Origin of the sequence: Pseudoalteromonas phenolica (assembly GCF_005886345.1) — a bacterium.
GTDB classification, from domain to species: Bacteria; Pseudomonadota; Gammaproteobacteria; order Enterobacterales; family Alteromonadaceae; genus Pseudoalteromonas; species Pseudoalteromonas phenolica_A.
The window spans coordinates 279,594-295,342 of the sequence record NZ_PNEC01000021.1 but is presented as its reverse complement, the minus strand read 5'-3'; the positions used below and the strand labels follow the sequence as shown (position 1 = coordinate 295,342).

Sequence of the window (15,749 nt, the reverse complement as noted above, 5' to 3'; positions counted from 1 at the left end):
AGTTATTTTATCAGTGAGTGATTTCTCGCTGGAAGATAGCAAGTAAGTTTCCGGTTTTTCCAACTAATGCATTTTGTGCGAGTTCAGGTGTGAGTATTTGAACGAGCGGCCACCCATCTTGTCCTTCTTGATTTAAGATTGACTGTAAATCAGGTAGCTTTGCAATTTGAATGGCTGCAAAGCTAAGATCAAAAGGGGTTTTAGAAAGTAAAAGTGAGGTTAATCAATCAAATCGAGTGTGAGTAACAAACGTTTTTTACCTTCGGCTAAACCCGGGGAGCGGTGAACTAAGCCTTTACCTTCATTACCTGCCCAACCTTCACCTTTTAGCAAGGCAACATCGCCGGCTTCAAGTGTCTGAATGGCGTTCAGCACGGTCATAATACCTGACTGTTCGTCATCAAGGCCTTGGCTGCCCGCACCGAGCTTTGAACGTTCAACATGTTCGTTAAGGAGCCATTCTGTGGCCACACCTTCAAAAGTGGTGACTAAACGACAAGGGATTTTGTCGACATGAAATTTAGGGCACATTGCCTTGTCTAAAACCGACAAACGCACACCAGCACGCTTGGCTTCAAACAAAGTACAGAACATATCGACTAGAACTGCGATGTGATCACACAGAGCTGGACTTGCTTTCAATGCACGATGGCTGCTGCTTAATTGCTCAAATGCATGTTCAGGTTCAGCGGCAATCACTTCTTGAAGGCTTGGCGCGTTCTCAATGATGTTTTGCGACTCTTTTAAAATGTCAGAAGATAAAGTGTGTTGCCAAATCGCAATATTGATGTGTTCGTTATAGATGTCAGTGAGTATTTGAAACTCGTCAGACACAGAGACGCTTGATGCTACTTCAAGCTGCTCGGCGGTATTTGAGTAAGCCATGTTTATTTACAATTTAAGTGACGGTAATTTTGATTGTAATGTTATAGAGTATCAATTTCTAGTTGCGATTTGTTAAACCCATTACACAAATGCTTTTATGCATCTAAAAAGTTTGACTCTACTCGTTTTTTAGTAAATCTATCTCAGATTGTAAGTTTTCTAACTGCTCAAGAATGGCTAAAAACTTTTCGCCAAACGGAGTCACTTGATATTCAACACGAGGAGGGAGTTCGTTGAATACTTGCTTTTCTAAAATACCAAACTCGACATTACGCTTAAGACATTGATTAAGCACTTTGGTGGTTAGCCCCTCAACTTGGCGTACCATTTCACCGGGTCGGTTTATTCCTTCATCTAATAATTGATACACAGTTAAAGACCATTTACAGCCATAAATGGTTTCGACCATGCGGGCGCTAGATTGAGGCGCTAATTTTCTTGGAAATATTTTTTCGTTTGCTGTCATAAAGATGTACCAAAAAGTACCTACCTAACCAAATTGTGCTTACTATTCAGAGGCTTTTCGTAAAACTAATATTATCACGACTTTTACAAACAAGAGATGTGATTATGAAATTTTCAAATGCAGACACAGTGATGATTATTGGCGGTTCTAGTGGTATGGGTTTCGAGACGGCAAAGGCACTATTAGAGCTCGGACTTAATGTAGAAATATTAGCGAATAATGCAGAAAAACTCGATAAAGCCGTCAGTGAGCTGAGCGGTCTAGGTCAAGTATCTGGCACACAGATCGATTTATATGACATTGATGCTGTAAAGGCACTAGCGAGCAAGATTAATGCATCGTCTACACACTATGGTTACTTAGTGAATGCGGCTGGCTATTTTTCACCATTGGCTTTTGTTGAGCACACTTTAGCTGATTACAATCAATACCATGATTTAAATAAAGCAACATTTCTACTGACTCAAGCTGTTGTCAAGAATATGCAAAAAGCGGGTAGCGGTAGCATAGTGAACATAGGGTCTATGTGGGCAAAGCAAGCCATCAAAGCCACGCCTTCGTCGGCGTATTCAATGGCAAAAGCTGGCTTGCATGCTTTTACTCAGCATTTGGCTATGGAACTCGCTGACGACAAAATCCGCGTTAATGCGGTGTCTCCGGCTGTGGTTAAAACCCCGATTTATGGCTCTTTTATTGCGCCTGAAGACATAGACTCTACCTTAAACAGTTTTAATGCATTTCACCCAATAGGACGAGTGGGTGAGCCAAATGATATTGCTAACAGTATCGTCTTTTTATTATCAGATGATGCAAGTTGGATCACAGGCAGCACTTTAGATGTGGACGGCGGTGTGATGGCGGGTAGGAATTAGCGCAATATTTAAATTTGAACTTCAAAATACAGGTGTTTAGGCTCAATGTTGAATTTTTAAAATAGATCGTATTTTGTTTGTCGGCTTGCTTAATTAAAAGGCAAGGCTAACAAGTATTTAAGAGTAAATTCAGGTTGAGCTTGAGCTTTATTGTTGCCTTTTTATTAACATTTAATTAAATTTTTATTGATCTTTAGTATGGCTTTGGGTAAGTTTTCCGTGTCTAAACTCATTCATTTGGATTGGTTTGGCGTTAATTTTTAAATAATTTAAATTTGAAGGATACGGGATTTAAAATGAAAAAATTAAATTTAATTATGATGGGTCTACTGTCTGTAGGTATGCATTATGCGCCTCATTCGAAGGCAAATACTGATACGGTTATTTCTATTGGAGGTTCTGAAACTCCTTTAAGTGCAAACTTGATGGTGGGAGTAAAAAACGACATGCATATTAGTGCAGAGGGTTTTGAAACTCACTCAAATATCGAAAAGCATGTAGCTTCGGCATCTATCATTCATGCTAATTTGGCTGACTTTTATGGTGAAGCTAAAAAGCTTAATGGCTACATTGCAGAGGCGATGAAGCAAAATAAATTGATTATTCTTGAAAACACTCAGTTTGCTAAAAATGTCTTTCTTGACGAGATGCCTTTTACTGCTGATGCTGAAGTGATGATCTATAAACCCGACTATAACCAAAACGGCGGTATGATCCACTTGTTTGGCAGTACAGTTAGCGATGTTAAAGCAGAAAAACAACGAATTGCTTCTGGAGGAGACAATAGAGGCTTTCAAGATATTTACGATGGCCAAGTTAATACGCTTGAAGAGTCTTCTATAGCTTCGCATGGCTTTTCAATCCCTGAAACATTCGATCGCGAACTAAAAAATAGTTTAGTGAAAATGGAGGGGGCTAAACTAGAAGAAGCATTGAGTTCAATTAAGCAGTCTATTTCTCTATTAGAGTCTGGAAAGCCTTTTAAATCTGGTAATCATGAGTTTTTTGGTCAGCAAACTAATAATTCATTTATATCGACTTCTAGTACACCATCTGGAGGTGCTCTAGGCTATTCATGTCCAAAAGCAGCAAAAGATGAGAGATTATGCTGGGCTTCTATTGTCGTAAATCGTCCTTATCAACATATTAATGGTCAAGCAGACATAAATATTTTAAATCATTACTCTTTTGGAGCATTCAGAACGGATCAATATACGGCGATTGCGGTGAGCCCCAATGGCAGTGTGAATCCTAACATGAAGGTAAATTCGGAGTATGAAAAAGCCTATTTTCTAAAAAACCATTCGGTGAAGATTAATATTAATGACGCTGACGGTCTTCAATTATATCGACGTATGCCTCAAAATGCCGTTAATAGTAGCAGTGTTGCTTCTACTTCTGGCTTCGATTTTAGTATTTCAGGCGGTGTAGACAAAGATGGTCCTTCATTGGGTGCGAGTATTGGTTATTCTGAATCAAAAACCATCACTGAGAATTTAATTGATTGGGAAACAAGTACCACATCAAATGGCAGTAATGCTGTTTGGAACATGAGCTTGAATAAATATAAAAGTATCAACGACTGGGTGTACCAGGATATTTTTCGTTGGGCTAGATTAAGAGGCACACCGAGCATTTCTAAAAATGGCTTGCAGTATACAACTGAAGCTATTTGGTTAGGCGATAAGTACCGCGATGGTCAATTTAGAGTGACCATGAATACGACAACACAGAACAGTAAGCTTTGGTTCACTGACAATAGCATTTGGGGATGGAGTGCTAAGCAAACAGGGTGGATACATAGTCTATATGTTGGCTCTCAATCATTTAATAACGCTTGGTTGAAAAAGCTATAATTTTCAGGATAGATTACTTGTTGGTAAGCGCATCTTTGGATGCGCTTTTTTGTATAGTTAGCAATTTAGAATTGTATGAGATTTTTTAACTTGCTTGATATAATTCATTTATATTTGGAATGTTTCTCTCCCAAATAGGTGTTTTATCACCAATATAATGTCTTGCAGCGTCTAAAAATAATCGCGTTCTAACAGGCAAGTCACGGTGCGGATACACGGCATACATGGCACTGTAATCAGGTAAATTCACGTCAGTCAGAATTGGCACTAAATCACTTTCTTCCATGGGTTTTGCAAAAAAGAAAGCGGGAGCAGTCATAAAGGCATTATGTGAAAGCACTTTTTCAACTAATGCTTCACCGTCGTTTGATTTAAACACTGGGTTAATAGGCTGCTCTTGAGGTTCGCCTTTTTCATCTATGTAACTGATAGATTCAAAGCGGATATGTGAACTCGAATAGGCTGCAGCAGGTAGCTCTTCTAGGTCAGCCATGGTTTTTGGCTCACCATAAATTTCTAAAAACTGTTTCGTGGCTAGAATAAGCATACGATTACGAGCAATTTTCCGTGCTATAAGCGAAGAGTCGCGAGGCTCACCAATTCGAAACGCTAAATCAAAGCCTTCAGACACCATATCTACGACTCTGTCGTCGTGTCTCAAGTCTATGGTGACTTGCGGAAAACGCTTTTGAAAGTCATTAATGACAGGCATGAGATAAAACTTTCCAATGTAACTCGACGCCGTAATGCGCAGCAAACCGCGAGGCTCTTGGTGGTAGTTTTCAGCCAGTTGCACTGTATCTTGTAACAATAATCTAAGTTCAGCGGCTTTTTTTACCATTTCAGCACCGGCAGCAGTCAAAGAGAAAGAGCGGGTTGTTCGGTTGAGTAAACGAACACCCAAATCTTCTTCTAATTTACTCACTTGCTTTGAAATAACAGAGCGATCAATGTTTCTAAGCTCGGCAGCTTTTGAAAAAGAACCTTGTTCAACAACTTCAAGTAACATGATCAAACGACTGGTTGTATCCACGATGCGATCCTAAAAATCAGTATTGATGATAGTTTGGCACCAATGAAAGCGTAAAACTAGATAAATAATCTACAAATAAAGCATAAATTATAAATTTAATGGTTTCATTACCTTATGTTGACAATTGTCGCAGTGAGGTTGTTGAACTTGAATTGACGTGTTTTAATAGCAAAAAGCGACAAATTAGCAATTATTTTGCAATAATTGACGTGTTTTGATATCACAAACTGATTCTTTTAATGACAGGAAATGTATGTCTGCAGTTAACAATTCAATGAAAGTCATAGAACTCGTTCAGGCCGGAGAGGCTTTCGACTTGCAATGTGCTGAACGTCAAGTACCGCAGTTGGGAGCGAATGAATTGCTGGTGGCCATCGATTATGTTGCTTTGAACCATGTTGACGCGCGATTAGCTCAGACTGGCTTTTCACAATGGCAGTACCCGCATGTCTTGGGACTCGATGCCGTGGGCACTGTGGTTGACGCGCCAAAGGGCGTTTTCCCTAATAAAGGCTCACGTGTGTTATTCAATGCCTGTCTATCTCAACAGGGCATGTTAAAAGAATATGCGGTGGTGCCTAACCACAGTGTTTCTGTGATCCCTGATGAAGTACCTAGTGACGTTGCCGTATCTTTACCCAATGCAGGTATGGCCGCACTTATCGCCTTAAACAAACTGCAGTTGCAATCAGGTGAATCTTTACTGATCAACAGTGCTCAAGGCGCGGTTGCCCACTTCGCGATTCAATATGCCAAACAGCAAGGCGCGCAAGTCTATGCATTTGCACAAAAGCCTCATCAGAAGCGTCTTGAAAAGTTGGGGGCTGACTTAGCGTTCGATTGTGAGCAGGAAGGTGTGTGTGAGCAGATTAAAAGAGAAATTGGCAATGCAGGATTTGACTGCATCATTAATACCCAAGGCGGTGAAACTTTCTTAGAAGATTTACAACATCTGCGTTTTTGTGGTCGTATTGCGTGTCTAAATGGTTTTAGCACTATTCCTGAGCAGTTACTTTTTGAAAAAGCGCCGAATATTGGGGTGGTCTCAGTATCAGGTGCTTGGCTTTCAAATAGTTTATGTGCACAGCAACATTTGCGTTTTATGGGTGAGCAGCTGTTACAAGACGTGGCACAAAAGCGTATTCAGGCGCCAGAATTAAACATTATCGATTTCGAGGTGGCCGCAGTGCGCGACGCCTTGTCTATGTTGTTAACTCAAACTTGTACAAAGCGACCGATTATCAAAATTAGATAAGTTATGGTTATTATTAAAAAAGGGTTGATCGGCCAAGCCACACAACCCTTCAACAGCTTTTGGGAAAAAATCAAAAAAAGCTGGAATACGAGAGTGAAATAAAATCGAGTCCTGGATTTGGGCTTTTGAACCCCGCATTTGAGTAATGCATATACCTTACGGCCACTTTGGCATCTCCCAAGTCATAAACCAGTCCGAGTCTGTCTTCAAATTGATAATGGGTACTAACGTTTTTACCAGCAAAATGTGTGTCGTCTAGCAGTGCCAGCCCAATACCCAGTTCTAAATAAAGGGGTTTTTCATACCAAGTTGAGATTGGGTATTTGAATACAGGGGTAAGAGCCAATACAAAGTTAGTATCGTGGTTGCTTTTTGAACCTTTGCCAGCAGCTGAATAATTCCAAAAGTTAATGCTGGTCTCAAAATGTAAGTCAAAGTTTTTCCAAGCATCAGGCAGTAAATTTTCAGGATGATACTGATAAGCCAGCTTGATCCCATCTACGTCTCCTTCGCCATGAATATAGTGAATAGCATAACCGTGTTTTTTATCTGCAAATGCTGTTGAAGTAAATGTTAGTAAGAAGGCGAGTGCCAATAAACGCAGTAAATTCATAGTTAATGTGAACCTCATCATTTCAATGAGCGTATTTTCACAAAGCTATTTGTGTTTATATGCAAACAAATGTGCACGATATTGATGCTGAAAACGAAACAAAAGTAAAACTAATTGAAATACATAGACTTTTTATTAGTGTGCATTTTTGGCAACAAAAGAGTGCAAAAGTGTGTCTTTTTCATCATTAAACAAACTCGTATCATGCACTCACTAACTAAACGGGGACACATTATGAAAACTGCAATACAGTATTTATTCTTTTCAGTATTAATTTTATTCAGTGCATACAGTGCTGGCGCGGGTTCTAAACAAGCAAATACCGAGACACCTTATACATTAATCAAATCAGTCGGTGATCAGCTGTTTATCGATATTGGTAAGTTGAAAGGTTTAGACGAAGACAAAAAACGTGCTGAACTTAAAAAGCTGGTGAGTGCTCAGCTGATGCCGCATATCGACATTAAATTTGTCTCTTTTAAACTGCTAGGCAAACACGTTAGAGAAGTAAAACGTGAGCAAGCGGTGAGTTTTATAGATGCGGTTGAACAATATCTGACGGGCACGTATGCCAATGTGTTAATGAGTTACAAGGGCCAAAAAGTACGCTTTATTGAACCCGTTTTAGACAGCAAAAGTAAGTTTGCCTCAGTTAAGTCTGAGATTGTAGAGCCGGGCGCTCCGAGTATCGACATTGTATTTAAGTTTAGAAAAAACAAGAAAGGCGAATGGCAAGTTTATGATTTAGTTGCTGAAAGTATTTCACTGTTGAATGCAAAGCAGAAAGAAATTGTGTCTCGCATTAGTGAAGTGGGTATAGATAAAGTAACTAATGAATTGATTGCTAAGAGCTAATTCAGTTTGTAGTCAGAAATAAGTGAGTATATTGAACTTGATTTTACAGAGTCAGTTACTTCTCATTAAGCCAGTTACTTATAAATTAAGTAACTAAATGAACTTAGTTCCATAGTTGTTATTTAACAACACTCTTCAAGCGGGCAGTCCCCTTTACTTGCACCCTTCGCAGTTTTGCCCGCTTATTTTCTTTTAATTTCTCATAATCATCAAAATTGTATGCATAACACTTAATCACTTCACTTGCCTTTTAATCTCAGCTAGTTTCTAGGTAATTAAAATAAAGTGAATGGAATTATGAAGTTAAATATCGACATTGTGGATGCTTTTACATCCACTCAGTTTGGTGGCAATTCAGCAGCAGTGATCATCACAGACACTTGGTTAACCGAGAACTTAATGCAGGCTATCGCTGCAGAAAATAACTTATCTGAAACAGCATTTTTAGTGCCTGTTGAAACGGGTATTTATGATATTCGTTGGTTTTCCCCACTGACCGAAATTGCATTTTGTGGTCACGCAACTTTAGCATCCGCGTTTGTGCTTTTTAATAAAAATCTAACTTTTCAGCAGGTAACACTGAGCGCGCCTGCGGTAGGCGCTATGCAGATCAACAAGTTGGATAATGGCTATATTGAAATGGACTTTCCGAGTTTTGCACCAGAAACCATTGCAGAGATACCCGAAGCGCTCATTGCTGGTTTATCGATAAAGCCTCAACAGGTATTAAAAAATCAGCAGGCCTATTTTGCTATATATAACAGTGAGTTTGACGTTAGAGCTGTCGAACAAAATACTGAGCAACTTAAACAATTGGCACCGTTGGATGTGGTTGTGACTGCACCAGGCGAAAAACATGATTTTGTGTCACGTTATTTTTGGCCGGCGAATGGCGGCGATGAAGATCCGGTAACGGGCTCTATTCATACGGGGTTAGCACCTTACTGGTCTCAAAGGCTGAATAAAACTGAGTTAAAAGCCTATCAGGCATCGAAAAGAGGTGGTGAGCTTTTATGTGTGATTGAAGGCGACAGAGTGAAGCTACGAGGGCAGGCTGTGCATTATTTATCGGGTTCAATTACAGTCGATGAAAGGTAAAATTTGTCATAAGTCAAAAGATGGGTTGATCACGCTTGTCGGAACAATCTAAGAGCTGTTAATTTAGTTTTCGTGTAGAAAAACATGCTATTAGAGCTACATTGAGCTCAGGGATTAATGCTTAAGGAAAATCATGGAAACAACACTGCGACAGCTCTCTGTTAAAACGCGACTGTGGGCGCAAGTTAGCGCTTGTTTTGCCGTTATTCTTGTCATTACTTTCTTAATGCTTAATTCGTTGTACAGTGAATTAAAGTAGTCTAAACAGCTTGAAACACAACACATTGTTGAAACTGCTGATGGCATAGTAAGTTTTTATGCAGAGCAAGTGGCAAGTTCAAAGATGACGCTGGAAGAGGCGCAAACTGAAGCCAAGCAAGTTATTGAAGCAATGCGTTACGCTGATGACGAGTATTTGTTTATTTTAGATAACCAGCACACCATGCTGATGCACCCGATTAAACCAAGCTAAATAGCACTAATTCTGCTGCTATGAAAGACCCCAATGGTGTGTATTTTATTCGAGAAATGGTCAGTGCAGCGACGCGCTTTGGGGAAGGCTCTGTGCAATACATGTGGCCAAAAACACCGAATTCGACGCCGATTGATAAAATCTCTTATGCAAAACAGTTTTCTCCTTGGGGTTGGGTGATTGCCACAGGTATCTATATCGATGATGTACAGGCGACGTTCTGGCAAGAAGTGTCGACCATGGTGGTGCTGATCATTGTTATTGCCGTCATATCAATCATTATCACAGTCAATGTATTACGCAGTATTATCAGCCCATTAGACAGAATAGGCAGCACCATTCATCGTCTTGAAGAGACGGGGGACCTTACGCTCGCGGTGGATACTCAAGGTAAAGATGAACTCACACAGATTGCTTTGGGACTGAATAATATGCTGTCCAGTTTTAGAGATATTGCCTTCAACAGTAATGCATCTGTCGAGCAATTGAATGTTTCTACTCATAGCCTAGAAAGTGTCGCCAACGATACCAAGCAAGCAATGGCCAATCAACAAATTGAAATTGAACAAGCCGCCACAGCCATGAACGAGATGACGGCGACCGTATCTGAAGTGGCGCATAATGTGGTTAACACTGCCAATGCCGCGCATAAAGCTCATAAAGAAGCGTGTGAGGGCATGGCGCTTTTAAATATTGCTATTGAGGCCATCAGCGGTTTAGCAAATGAAGTTGAAAAAGCGGCGGCGGTGATTCATAAACTGGGCTTGGTAAGTGAAGAAATTGGTAATGTAACCACAGTGATTAACGGTATTGCAGAGCAAACGAATCTACTCGCACTTAATGCTGCAATTGAAGCTGCAAGAGCAGGTGAGCAAGGTCGGGGCTTTGCGGTAGTTGCTGATGAAGTTAGGGCGCTTGCACAAAGAACCAAAGAATCGACTGAAAGCATTCAAGGCATGATTGAACAGTTGCAAAAGTATTCTCACAACGCCGTAGTCGTGATGGAAGAAGGCCAGGTTTATGCTGAGCGAACAGTTGAACAAGCTCAAAATGCTGATCATGCGTTAAAAGAAATTGTAGAAGACATTGCAGTTATAAATGAAATGAGCACGCAAATTGTGACGGCTTCTGAAGAGCAATCGGCTGTTGCTGAAGAAATTAATCGCGGGATAATTACGGTGAGCGATCATACTTCTAGCACCGTCGAAGCTACGCAGGAGATAGCGCAAGCAGGCTATGAGTTGAAGGCATTAGCCGTGGACTTACAGAAAAATGTGTCTAAATTTAAAGTTTAGGCATGGATAAATAGTAACACGGTCTAAATTATCGTATTCGTTACATTATCAAGTTTTATTCCAGTATGATATCTGCCATAGAATGAAAGGGGGAATAATGAGAAAGCACACCTCAATAGGAAATAAACTTGAATACAAATTAGAGTCAACTCTATTTAAAGGGGCGCTGGTTATTAGCGCCTTTCTTTTTAGGTTTGTTATTTGCTGTCTTACTTTTGCTAATTAAATTTTTCAAACAGCTATTTGTTATGACAATGACGGCCTTTGATACTGCTAATAATGATTTACTGGTCGGCATATTAACCTTAGTTGATACGGCTTTATTAGCCGGTCTATTATTAATTATAATTTTTAGTGGCTATGAAAACTTTGTTTCAAAACTGGATATTGATGATCATAAAGATAGACCCGCTTGGATGGGTAAAGTCGGCTTTTCGGGTTTAAAAATCAAACTTATTAGTGCGATCGTTGCGATTTCAGCTGTAGAGCTATTAAAAGTCTTTATTAGCTCGGAAACATTAACAAATACAGAGTTGGCTTGGAAAGTGGGTATTCACCTAACGTTTGTGATATCTGGCGTACTCTTTTCAATTACCGATTACATCAATAGCAAAACACATAATCATTAGTAAACAATTCTTAAAAACTGATCTTAGGCCACTTACTTTCAGTAAAGTTGAGTTGCCTTCCTAAATTTATCATCTTTGTATTTTTTGTTTATAAATTATTCATACAGAGCTGGTTTTTCTACCCTTTTTAAGTTTCTGAAGTAAAAGGCTTTACTCTTTGCTCGACTAAATACTAATATTATTTCATTAGGAATAATTGCTTCTAAATTGTGAGTTTAGCCTCTATATTTTAAAGCAGTTAACTTTTTATTAATAAATAAGTTGTCTCTATGTTTGTAGCTGTAGCCAAAAAGATATCAAGTCATCTCACGTTAGTTGTTCTTTTACCTTGCATTTTACTTGGTGCGATAATTACTTATGACATGAGTATGGCGTTCAAGAAAATGAATAATGCTTATGATGCTGAATATAACGCTTTTCTCAGTCACGCAGTGTTGAGCATTGTTCATGAGACACAAAAAGAACGTGAGCTATCAGGCTTTTATCTACAAGATAAGCAATCAAGACAGAGCGCTCAATTTAATAGTCAACAACGGTCAACGGATAATTTAATTCAAGAATTAGTCAAAAAGAAAGAAACATGGTCCTTAAGCAGTGCGATGCAGCAAGAGCTAAATGAGTTTTTACAGTTATTAAATAGAAGAAACTCGGTTAGAAATGGGGTTAATTCATCTTCAATTTCACCCGCAAACGTTGCTCAATATTACACAGATATCAGCTTGAAGGGTCTACATATTGTTATAAAGGCTTCAAGACTCAGTAATGATCATCTGATTGCAAAAGAATTGGTATCAATTTATAACTTTTCTAATGCCAAAGAGTCGGCCATGCTTGAAAGAGCGACGCTTTATGATGTGTTTAAAAAAGATAAAATGGCATATACAGATAAAGCGCTCTATATCAGGCTGCTCACTAAGCAAAGCGTTTATCTTGAAGAAGCCCTAGAGGCTGCACCTAAAGAGATGAAAGCTCTGTTTGATGAGGTAGTTTCTTCATCATCGTTTTCTAGTGTTAACCGCTTTAGACAGATTATTAAAAATAAAGATTCGGGTTATGAAGTAAATCCACAAACTTGGTTTAATGCAGCAACAACACGTATTGAAACGTTGAAACAAGCTGAAGAAAATGCACTAACCTTAGTTGATAAAACCGCCATCAAGATTCAACAAGATGCGGTTACTGTACTCGTAATCGAAGCAATCATATTTGTGGTTGGTTTTCTTATCACAGCGGCATTATTTTTATCTATTCAACTAAGACACCGTCAGTCAGAATTAATAACCAAAGGCATTGAGATAGCCATAAATGAACGTGATTTAGCTGATGAGATTGAAGTAGTCAGCTCTGATGAACTTGGTGAATCTGCAGACAAAATCAATGCACTAACTAAGCAGTTTGAAGAGGATTTAATTGAGCTTGGCTTAGTTTCTAAAAAAATCACAGTATCAATTCATGAAACCGCAGTGGCTATTAGTCAAAGTCAAGAAAACTTGGTTGAACAACAAATGGGGATCAAAACAATTGCCTCGGCTTCAGAGCAAATGACTGCGAATATTCAAGTTATTGCAAGCTCTATGTCTGATAATTCACAAGCTGCTAAAACAGTTGCCAATGAATCTCTAAATGGTCAAAAGGTGGTCAGTGAAGCGGTTGATGTAATACAAAGTGCATCAGACGATATGGCGCGCTCAGCACAATCGGTTGATACCTTAAATGAACGAGTAGGCAGCATTTCGAGTATGGTCAATATGATCCGAGAAATCGCAGAGCAAACGAATTTATTGGCGCTTAATGCGGCCATTGAAGCAGCTAGAGCAGGTGAGCAGGGAAGAGGCTTTGCGGTTGTGGCTGATGAAGTTAGAAGCTTAGCTAGTCGAACGCAAAAGTCGACTGAAGAGATATCCTCTTTAGTGGCAGAGCTTCAAACAAGCTCAAAGGAAGCATCAAGTATTATTACCCAAGGTAAAGACAATGCATTAGAGGCTGCTAATCGAGCAGAAGAAATTAAACAGGCTTTAGCAACCATAGTAGAACAAGCAAAGCAAGTTGAAGCGGTGACAGAAGCAGTTTCTTCAAATACTCAACAGCAGAGTAACGCGATTGAAGAAGTAAGCAAAAATATTGTTGATATTTATCAAAAAGCGACTGAAAACGTTGCTGGTGCAGAGGAAATTGCTAAGGCGGCAACCAATATAGCGGGCTCAGCAATCGATATGGATGAAATGATTGAACGCTATAAGGTCAGTAAAGAATGTAATTACGAGTATTAAATAAAACTTAGTCATTTAAAGATGCCCCGCTAGTGGGCATCACTTTTATTCACTTCATCGCTAAACCCATGACATTTCCTGCTGACTTTAGTATTCATAACCTAAATTTATTAATTAGGGATCACTATGGGTATTGGGATCAGAAAGACACTTTCAGCACTGGCGTTATTGCCTGTTTTTGCTCAGGCAAATTCAACATTTAATGCCAATGATATCTTCGCATTAGAGTATGCAAACGACCCACAAATTTCGCCAAACGGCAAGCAGGTCATTTATGTCAGAAATTCAAATGACATAATGAAAGACAGTACACGCCGTAATTTGTGGTTAGTAGACGTAAAAAGTGGTGAACAAACGCCGTTATTTTCAAATGAAAACCAATACCTTCACCCAAGATGGTCGCCAGATGGTAAAAAAATAGCATTCATTAGTAATGTTTCTGGTAGTTACCAAGTGCATGTGCATTACATAGAGCAAAATCGCACAGCGCTTCTAAGCCAGCTTCAATCAAGTGTGAGTAATTTAACCTGGTCTCCGGATGGCAAGTGGCTTGCTTTTAGTCAGCAGATTAATGAAAAGCCTTCTGTAATTGCGAAAATGCCAGCCAAACCAAAAGGTGCGACATGGTCAGAGCCTGCAATTGTTATTGATAAGGCCTATTACCAAGCCGATGGCAGAGGATTAGTTAAACCTGGCTACCGTCAAATATTTATTTTACCGAGTGATGGCGGCACGCCGCGTCAACTGACTTCAGGCAATTTTCATCATGGAGGTCAGCTTACTTGGCACAGTAACTCAGAAGAAATTGTATTCTCAGCGAATAAAATTAAAGATTGGGAATATAAGCGTTTAGAAGGTAATTTATTCAGTGTAGATTTAAAGGGCAAGCTAACTCAGCTCACTACTCAACCTGGTCGAGAGCATTCTCCGAGTTTTTCTAGAGACGGTAAGAAGCTAGCTTTCTTAAGTGCTTCTGGCAAGTTGAATCCTTATCGAAATCACAAGCTGAATATCATGGATTGGTCAGATAAAGAGTTTGAAATGGTGGGCAAAGATTTTGACCGCTCTATTCAAAACCCAACCTGGATCAGTAATTCAAGATTGGCAATTGCTTATGATGATTTCGGTAAGCGTAAGCTTGCAGCGATTTCTTTAAGCGGCAATATCAAAGACCTAGCTGACAGCTTATCAGGCACAACACTGGGTAGACCTTATATTAGCGGTCAATTCAGTGCGAATTACTCTGGTAAAATCGCCTTTACCCATGGCACAGCGCAAAGGCCAGCGGATGTAGCAATAGCATCGACTAAGGGGAATACCAAACAGTTAACTTCTTTAAACGAAGATTTACTTGCTCATAAAACACTAGGTAAGGTTCATGAAGTTACCTACAAGTCTTCCTTTGATGGTGAGCAAATTCAAGGTTGGTATATCACGCCCCCTAATTTTGACCCTAAGAAAAAGTATCCGCTATTGATTGAAATTCACGGTGGCCCACATCTCGCTTACGGTTCTCACTTTTCTGCTGAGTTACAGCGCTATGCAGCACAAGGGTATGTGGTGTTTTACGATAACCACCGAGGCAGTAGCTCTTATGGTGAGCGTTTCGCGATGCTGTTAAAGTATAAATACAGCTCGAAGGAAGACTTTGCTGATCACAATTCAGGCGTTGATGCCATGCTAGCTAAAGGCTTTATAGATAAAGACAATCTATTTATTGCTGGTGGGTCAGCGGGGGGCATTGCAACAGCTTACGCGATTGGCCTAACCGACAGATTTAATGCTGCTGTCGTCGTAAAACCTGTTATTAACTGGCTCAGTAAAGTACTGACCGCGGATAGTGGTTTAGTACAAATACCAACGCAATTTCCGGGTATGCCTTGGGAGCATGTTGAACATTACTGGCAACGCTCTCCGTTATCGTTAGTTGGCAATGTAACAACACCGACGATGCTAATGACAGGTGAGGAAGATTTACGAACGCCAATGGCAGAGACAGAGCAGTATTATCAGGCCCTTAAACTTCGTAAAATTGATACTGTGTTGGTAAAAATTCCTGGAGCCCCACATGGTATTGCCGGGAAGCCATCGCGAATGGTGAGTAAAATCGAGCATACTCTTGCTTGGTTTGAGAAATATAAAAAGTAGGA

The 15,749-nt window shown here is 39.7% G+C and carries 13 protein-coding genes and 2 pseudogenes; 10 read left to right on the top strand and 5 right to left on the bottom strand.

Going from position 1 to position 15,749, the window contains the following annotated elements:
* Positions 1-10: 10 nt before the first annotated feature.
* The 3 genes from CWB72_RS11005 to CWB72_RS10995 all read right to left on the bottom strand — a co-directional run bounded on the left by CWB72_RS11005 (position 11) and on the right by CWB72_RS10995 (position 1,351).
* Positions 11-166: a DUF4177 domain-containing protein gene (locus tag CWB72_RS11005; RefSeq protein ID WP_289508449.1), complete on the bottom strand. Its 156-nt coding sequence runs from the start codon at positions 164-166 to the stop codon at positions 11-13.
* A gap of 53 nt (positions 167-219) precedes the next feature.
* A complete protein-coding gene (locus CWB72_RS11000) occupies positions 220-885 on the bottom strand; it encodes a DUF1826 domain-containing protein (RefSeq protein WP_138631350.1) in 666 nt (221 codons plus the stop codon).
* Between the two features lie 118 nt (positions 886-1,003).
* Positions 1,004-1,351: a winged helix-turn-helix transcriptional regulator gene (locus tag CWB72_RS10995; protein ID WP_138631348.1), complete on the bottom strand. Its 348-nt coding sequence runs from the start codon at positions 1,349-1,351 to the stop codon at positions 1,004-1,006.
* Between the two features lie 104 nt (positions 1,352-1,455).
* Between CWB72_RS10995 and CWB72_RS10990 the strand changes: the two genes are divergently transcribed.
* On the top strand, positions 1,456-2,223 hold the full coding sequence (locus CWB72_RS10990; protein WP_138631347.1) for an SDR family NAD(P)-dependent oxidoreductase: 768 nt from the start codon (positions 1,456-1,458) through the stop codon (positions 2,221-2,223).
* Between the two features lie 296 nt (positions 2,224-2,519).
* Complete coding sequence (locus CWB72_RS10985; RefSeq protein WP_138631346.1) at positions 2,520-4,079, top strand: leukocidin family pore-forming toxin; 1,560 nt, start codon at positions 2,520-2,522, stop codon at positions 4,077-4,079.
* Between the two features lie 85 nt (positions 4,080-4,164).
* Here CWB72_RS10985 and CWB72_RS10980 read toward each other — a convergent pair whose 3' ends face one another.
* Positions 4,165-5,112, bottom strand: a complete 948-nt coding sequence (locus CWB72_RS10980) for a LysR family transcriptional regulator (RefSeq protein ID WP_138631345.1) — start codon at positions 5,110-5,112, stop codon at positions 4,165-4,167.
* Between the two features lie 253 nt (positions 5,113-5,365).
* Here CWB72_RS10980 and CWB72_RS10975 point away from each other — a divergent pair, with 253 nt between their 5' ends.
* Entirely contained in the window at positions 5,366-6,367 is a 1,002-nt protein-coding gene (locus tag CWB72_RS10975; RefSeq protein WP_138631343.1) for a zinc-binding dehydrogenase, read from the top strand.
* Between the two features lie 70 nt (positions 6,368-6,437).
* Here the strand turns inward: CWB72_RS10975 and CWB72_RS10970 are convergent, their stop codons facing one another.
* Positions 6,438-6,980 (bottom strand): acyloxyacyl hydrolase, encoded by a 543-nt coding sequence (locus tag CWB72_RS10970; protein ID WP_138631341.1) that lies wholly within the window; start codon positions 6,978-6,980, stop codon positions 6,438-6,440.
* Positions 6,981-7,214: 234 nt separating this feature from the next.
* Here CWB72_RS10970 and CWB72_RS10965 point away from each other — a divergent pair, with 234 nt between their 5' ends.
* The 7 genes and pseudogenes from CWB72_RS10965 (at position 7,215) to CWB72_RS10935 (ending at position 15,747) form a co-directional block, all read left to right on the top strand.
* The gene (locus CWB72_RS10965) at positions 7,215-7,835 is read left to right on the top strand and encodes an MlaC/ttg2D family ABC transporter substrate-binding protein (RefSeq protein ID WP_138631339.1); all 621 of its coding nucleotides are present in this window, start codon (positions 7,215-7,217) and stop codon (positions 7,833-7,835) included.
* A 297-nt stretch (positions 7,836-8,132) separates the two neighbouring features.
* Entirely contained in the window at positions 8,133-8,933 is an 801-nt protein-coding gene (locus tag CWB72_RS10960; protein ID WP_138631337.1) for a PhzF family phenazine biosynthesis protein, read from the top strand.
* Between the two features lie 283 nt (positions 8,934-9,216).
* A pseudogene (locus CWB72_RS21135) lies at positions 9,217-9,578 on the top strand (cache domain-containing protein); the annotation flags it as partial.
* A gap of 66 nt (positions 9,579-9,644) precedes the next feature.
* Positions 9,645-10,700: a methyl-accepting chemotaxis protein gene (locus tag CWB72_RS10950; RefSeq protein ID WP_252371535.1), complete on the top strand. Its 1,056-nt coding sequence runs from the start codon at positions 9,645-9,647 to the stop codon at positions 10,698-10,700.
* A gap of 82 nt (positions 10,701-10,782) precedes the next feature.
* Positions 10,783-11,329: pseudogene (locus CWB72_RS10945) on the top strand (TIGR00645 family protein).
* A gap of 269 nt (positions 11,330-11,598) precedes the next feature.
* Positions 11,599-13,599, top strand: coding sequence for a methyl-accepting chemotaxis protein (locus tag CWB72_RS10940; protein WP_138631330.1), 2,001 nt, complete (start codon positions 11,599-11,601; stop codon positions 13,597-13,599).
* Between the two features lie 126 nt (positions 13,600-13,725).
* The gene (locus tag CWB72_RS10935; RefSeq protein ID WP_138631328.1) at positions 13,726-15,747 is read left to right on the top strand and encodes a S9 family peptidase; all 2,022 of its coding nucleotides are present in this window, start codon (positions 13,726-13,728) and stop codon (positions 15,745-15,747) included.
* The last annotated feature ends 2 nt before the right edge of the window (positions 15,748-15,749 follow it).

Excerpts from the sequence above, each read along its gene's own strand:
- CWB72_RS11000 (WP_138631350.1), bottom strand. The coding sequence starts at position 885 with ATGGCTTACTCAAATACCGCCGAGCAGCTTGAAGTAGCATCAAGCGTC.
- CWB72_RS10995 (WP_138631348.1), bottom strand. The coding sequence starts at position 1,351 with ATGACAGCAAACGAAAAAATATTTCCAAGAAAATTAGCGCCTCAATCT.
- CWB72_RS10990 (WP_138631347.1), top strand. The coding sequence starts at position 1,456 with ATGAAATTTTCAAATGCAGACACAGTGATGATTATTGGCGGTTCTAGT.
- CWB72_RS10985 (WP_138631346.1), top strand. The coding sequence starts at position 2,520 with ATGAAAAAATTAAATTTAATTATGATGGGTCTACTGTCTGTAGGTATG.
- CWB72_RS10975 (WP_138631343.1), top strand. The coding sequence starts at position 5,366 with ATGTCTGCAGTTAACAATTCAATGAAAGTCATAGAACTCGTTCAGGCC.
- CWB72_RS10970 (WP_138631341.1), bottom strand. The coding sequence starts at position 6,980 with ATGAATTTACTGCGTTTATTGGCACTCGCCTTCTTACTAACATTTACT.
- CWB72_RS10965 (WP_138631339.1), top strand. The coding sequence starts at position 7,215 with ATGAAAACTGCAATACAGTATTTATTCTTTTCAGTATTAATTTTATTC.
- CWB72_RS10960 (WP_138631337.1), top strand. The coding sequence starts at position 8,133 with ATGAAGTTAAATATCGACATTGTGGATGCTTTTACATCCACTCAGTTT.
- CWB72_RS10950 (WP_252371535.1), top strand. The coding sequence starts at position 9,645 with ATGGTGGTGCTGATCATTGTTATTGCCGTCATATCAATCATTATCACA.
- CWB72_RS10940 (WP_138631330.1), top strand. The coding sequence starts at position 11,599 with ATGTTTGTAGCTGTAGCCAAAAAGATATCAAGTCATCTCACGTTAGTT.
- CWB72_RS10935 (WP_138631328.1), top strand. The coding sequence starts at position 13,726 with ATGGGTATTGGGATCAGAAAGACACTTTCAGCACTGGCGTTATTGCCT.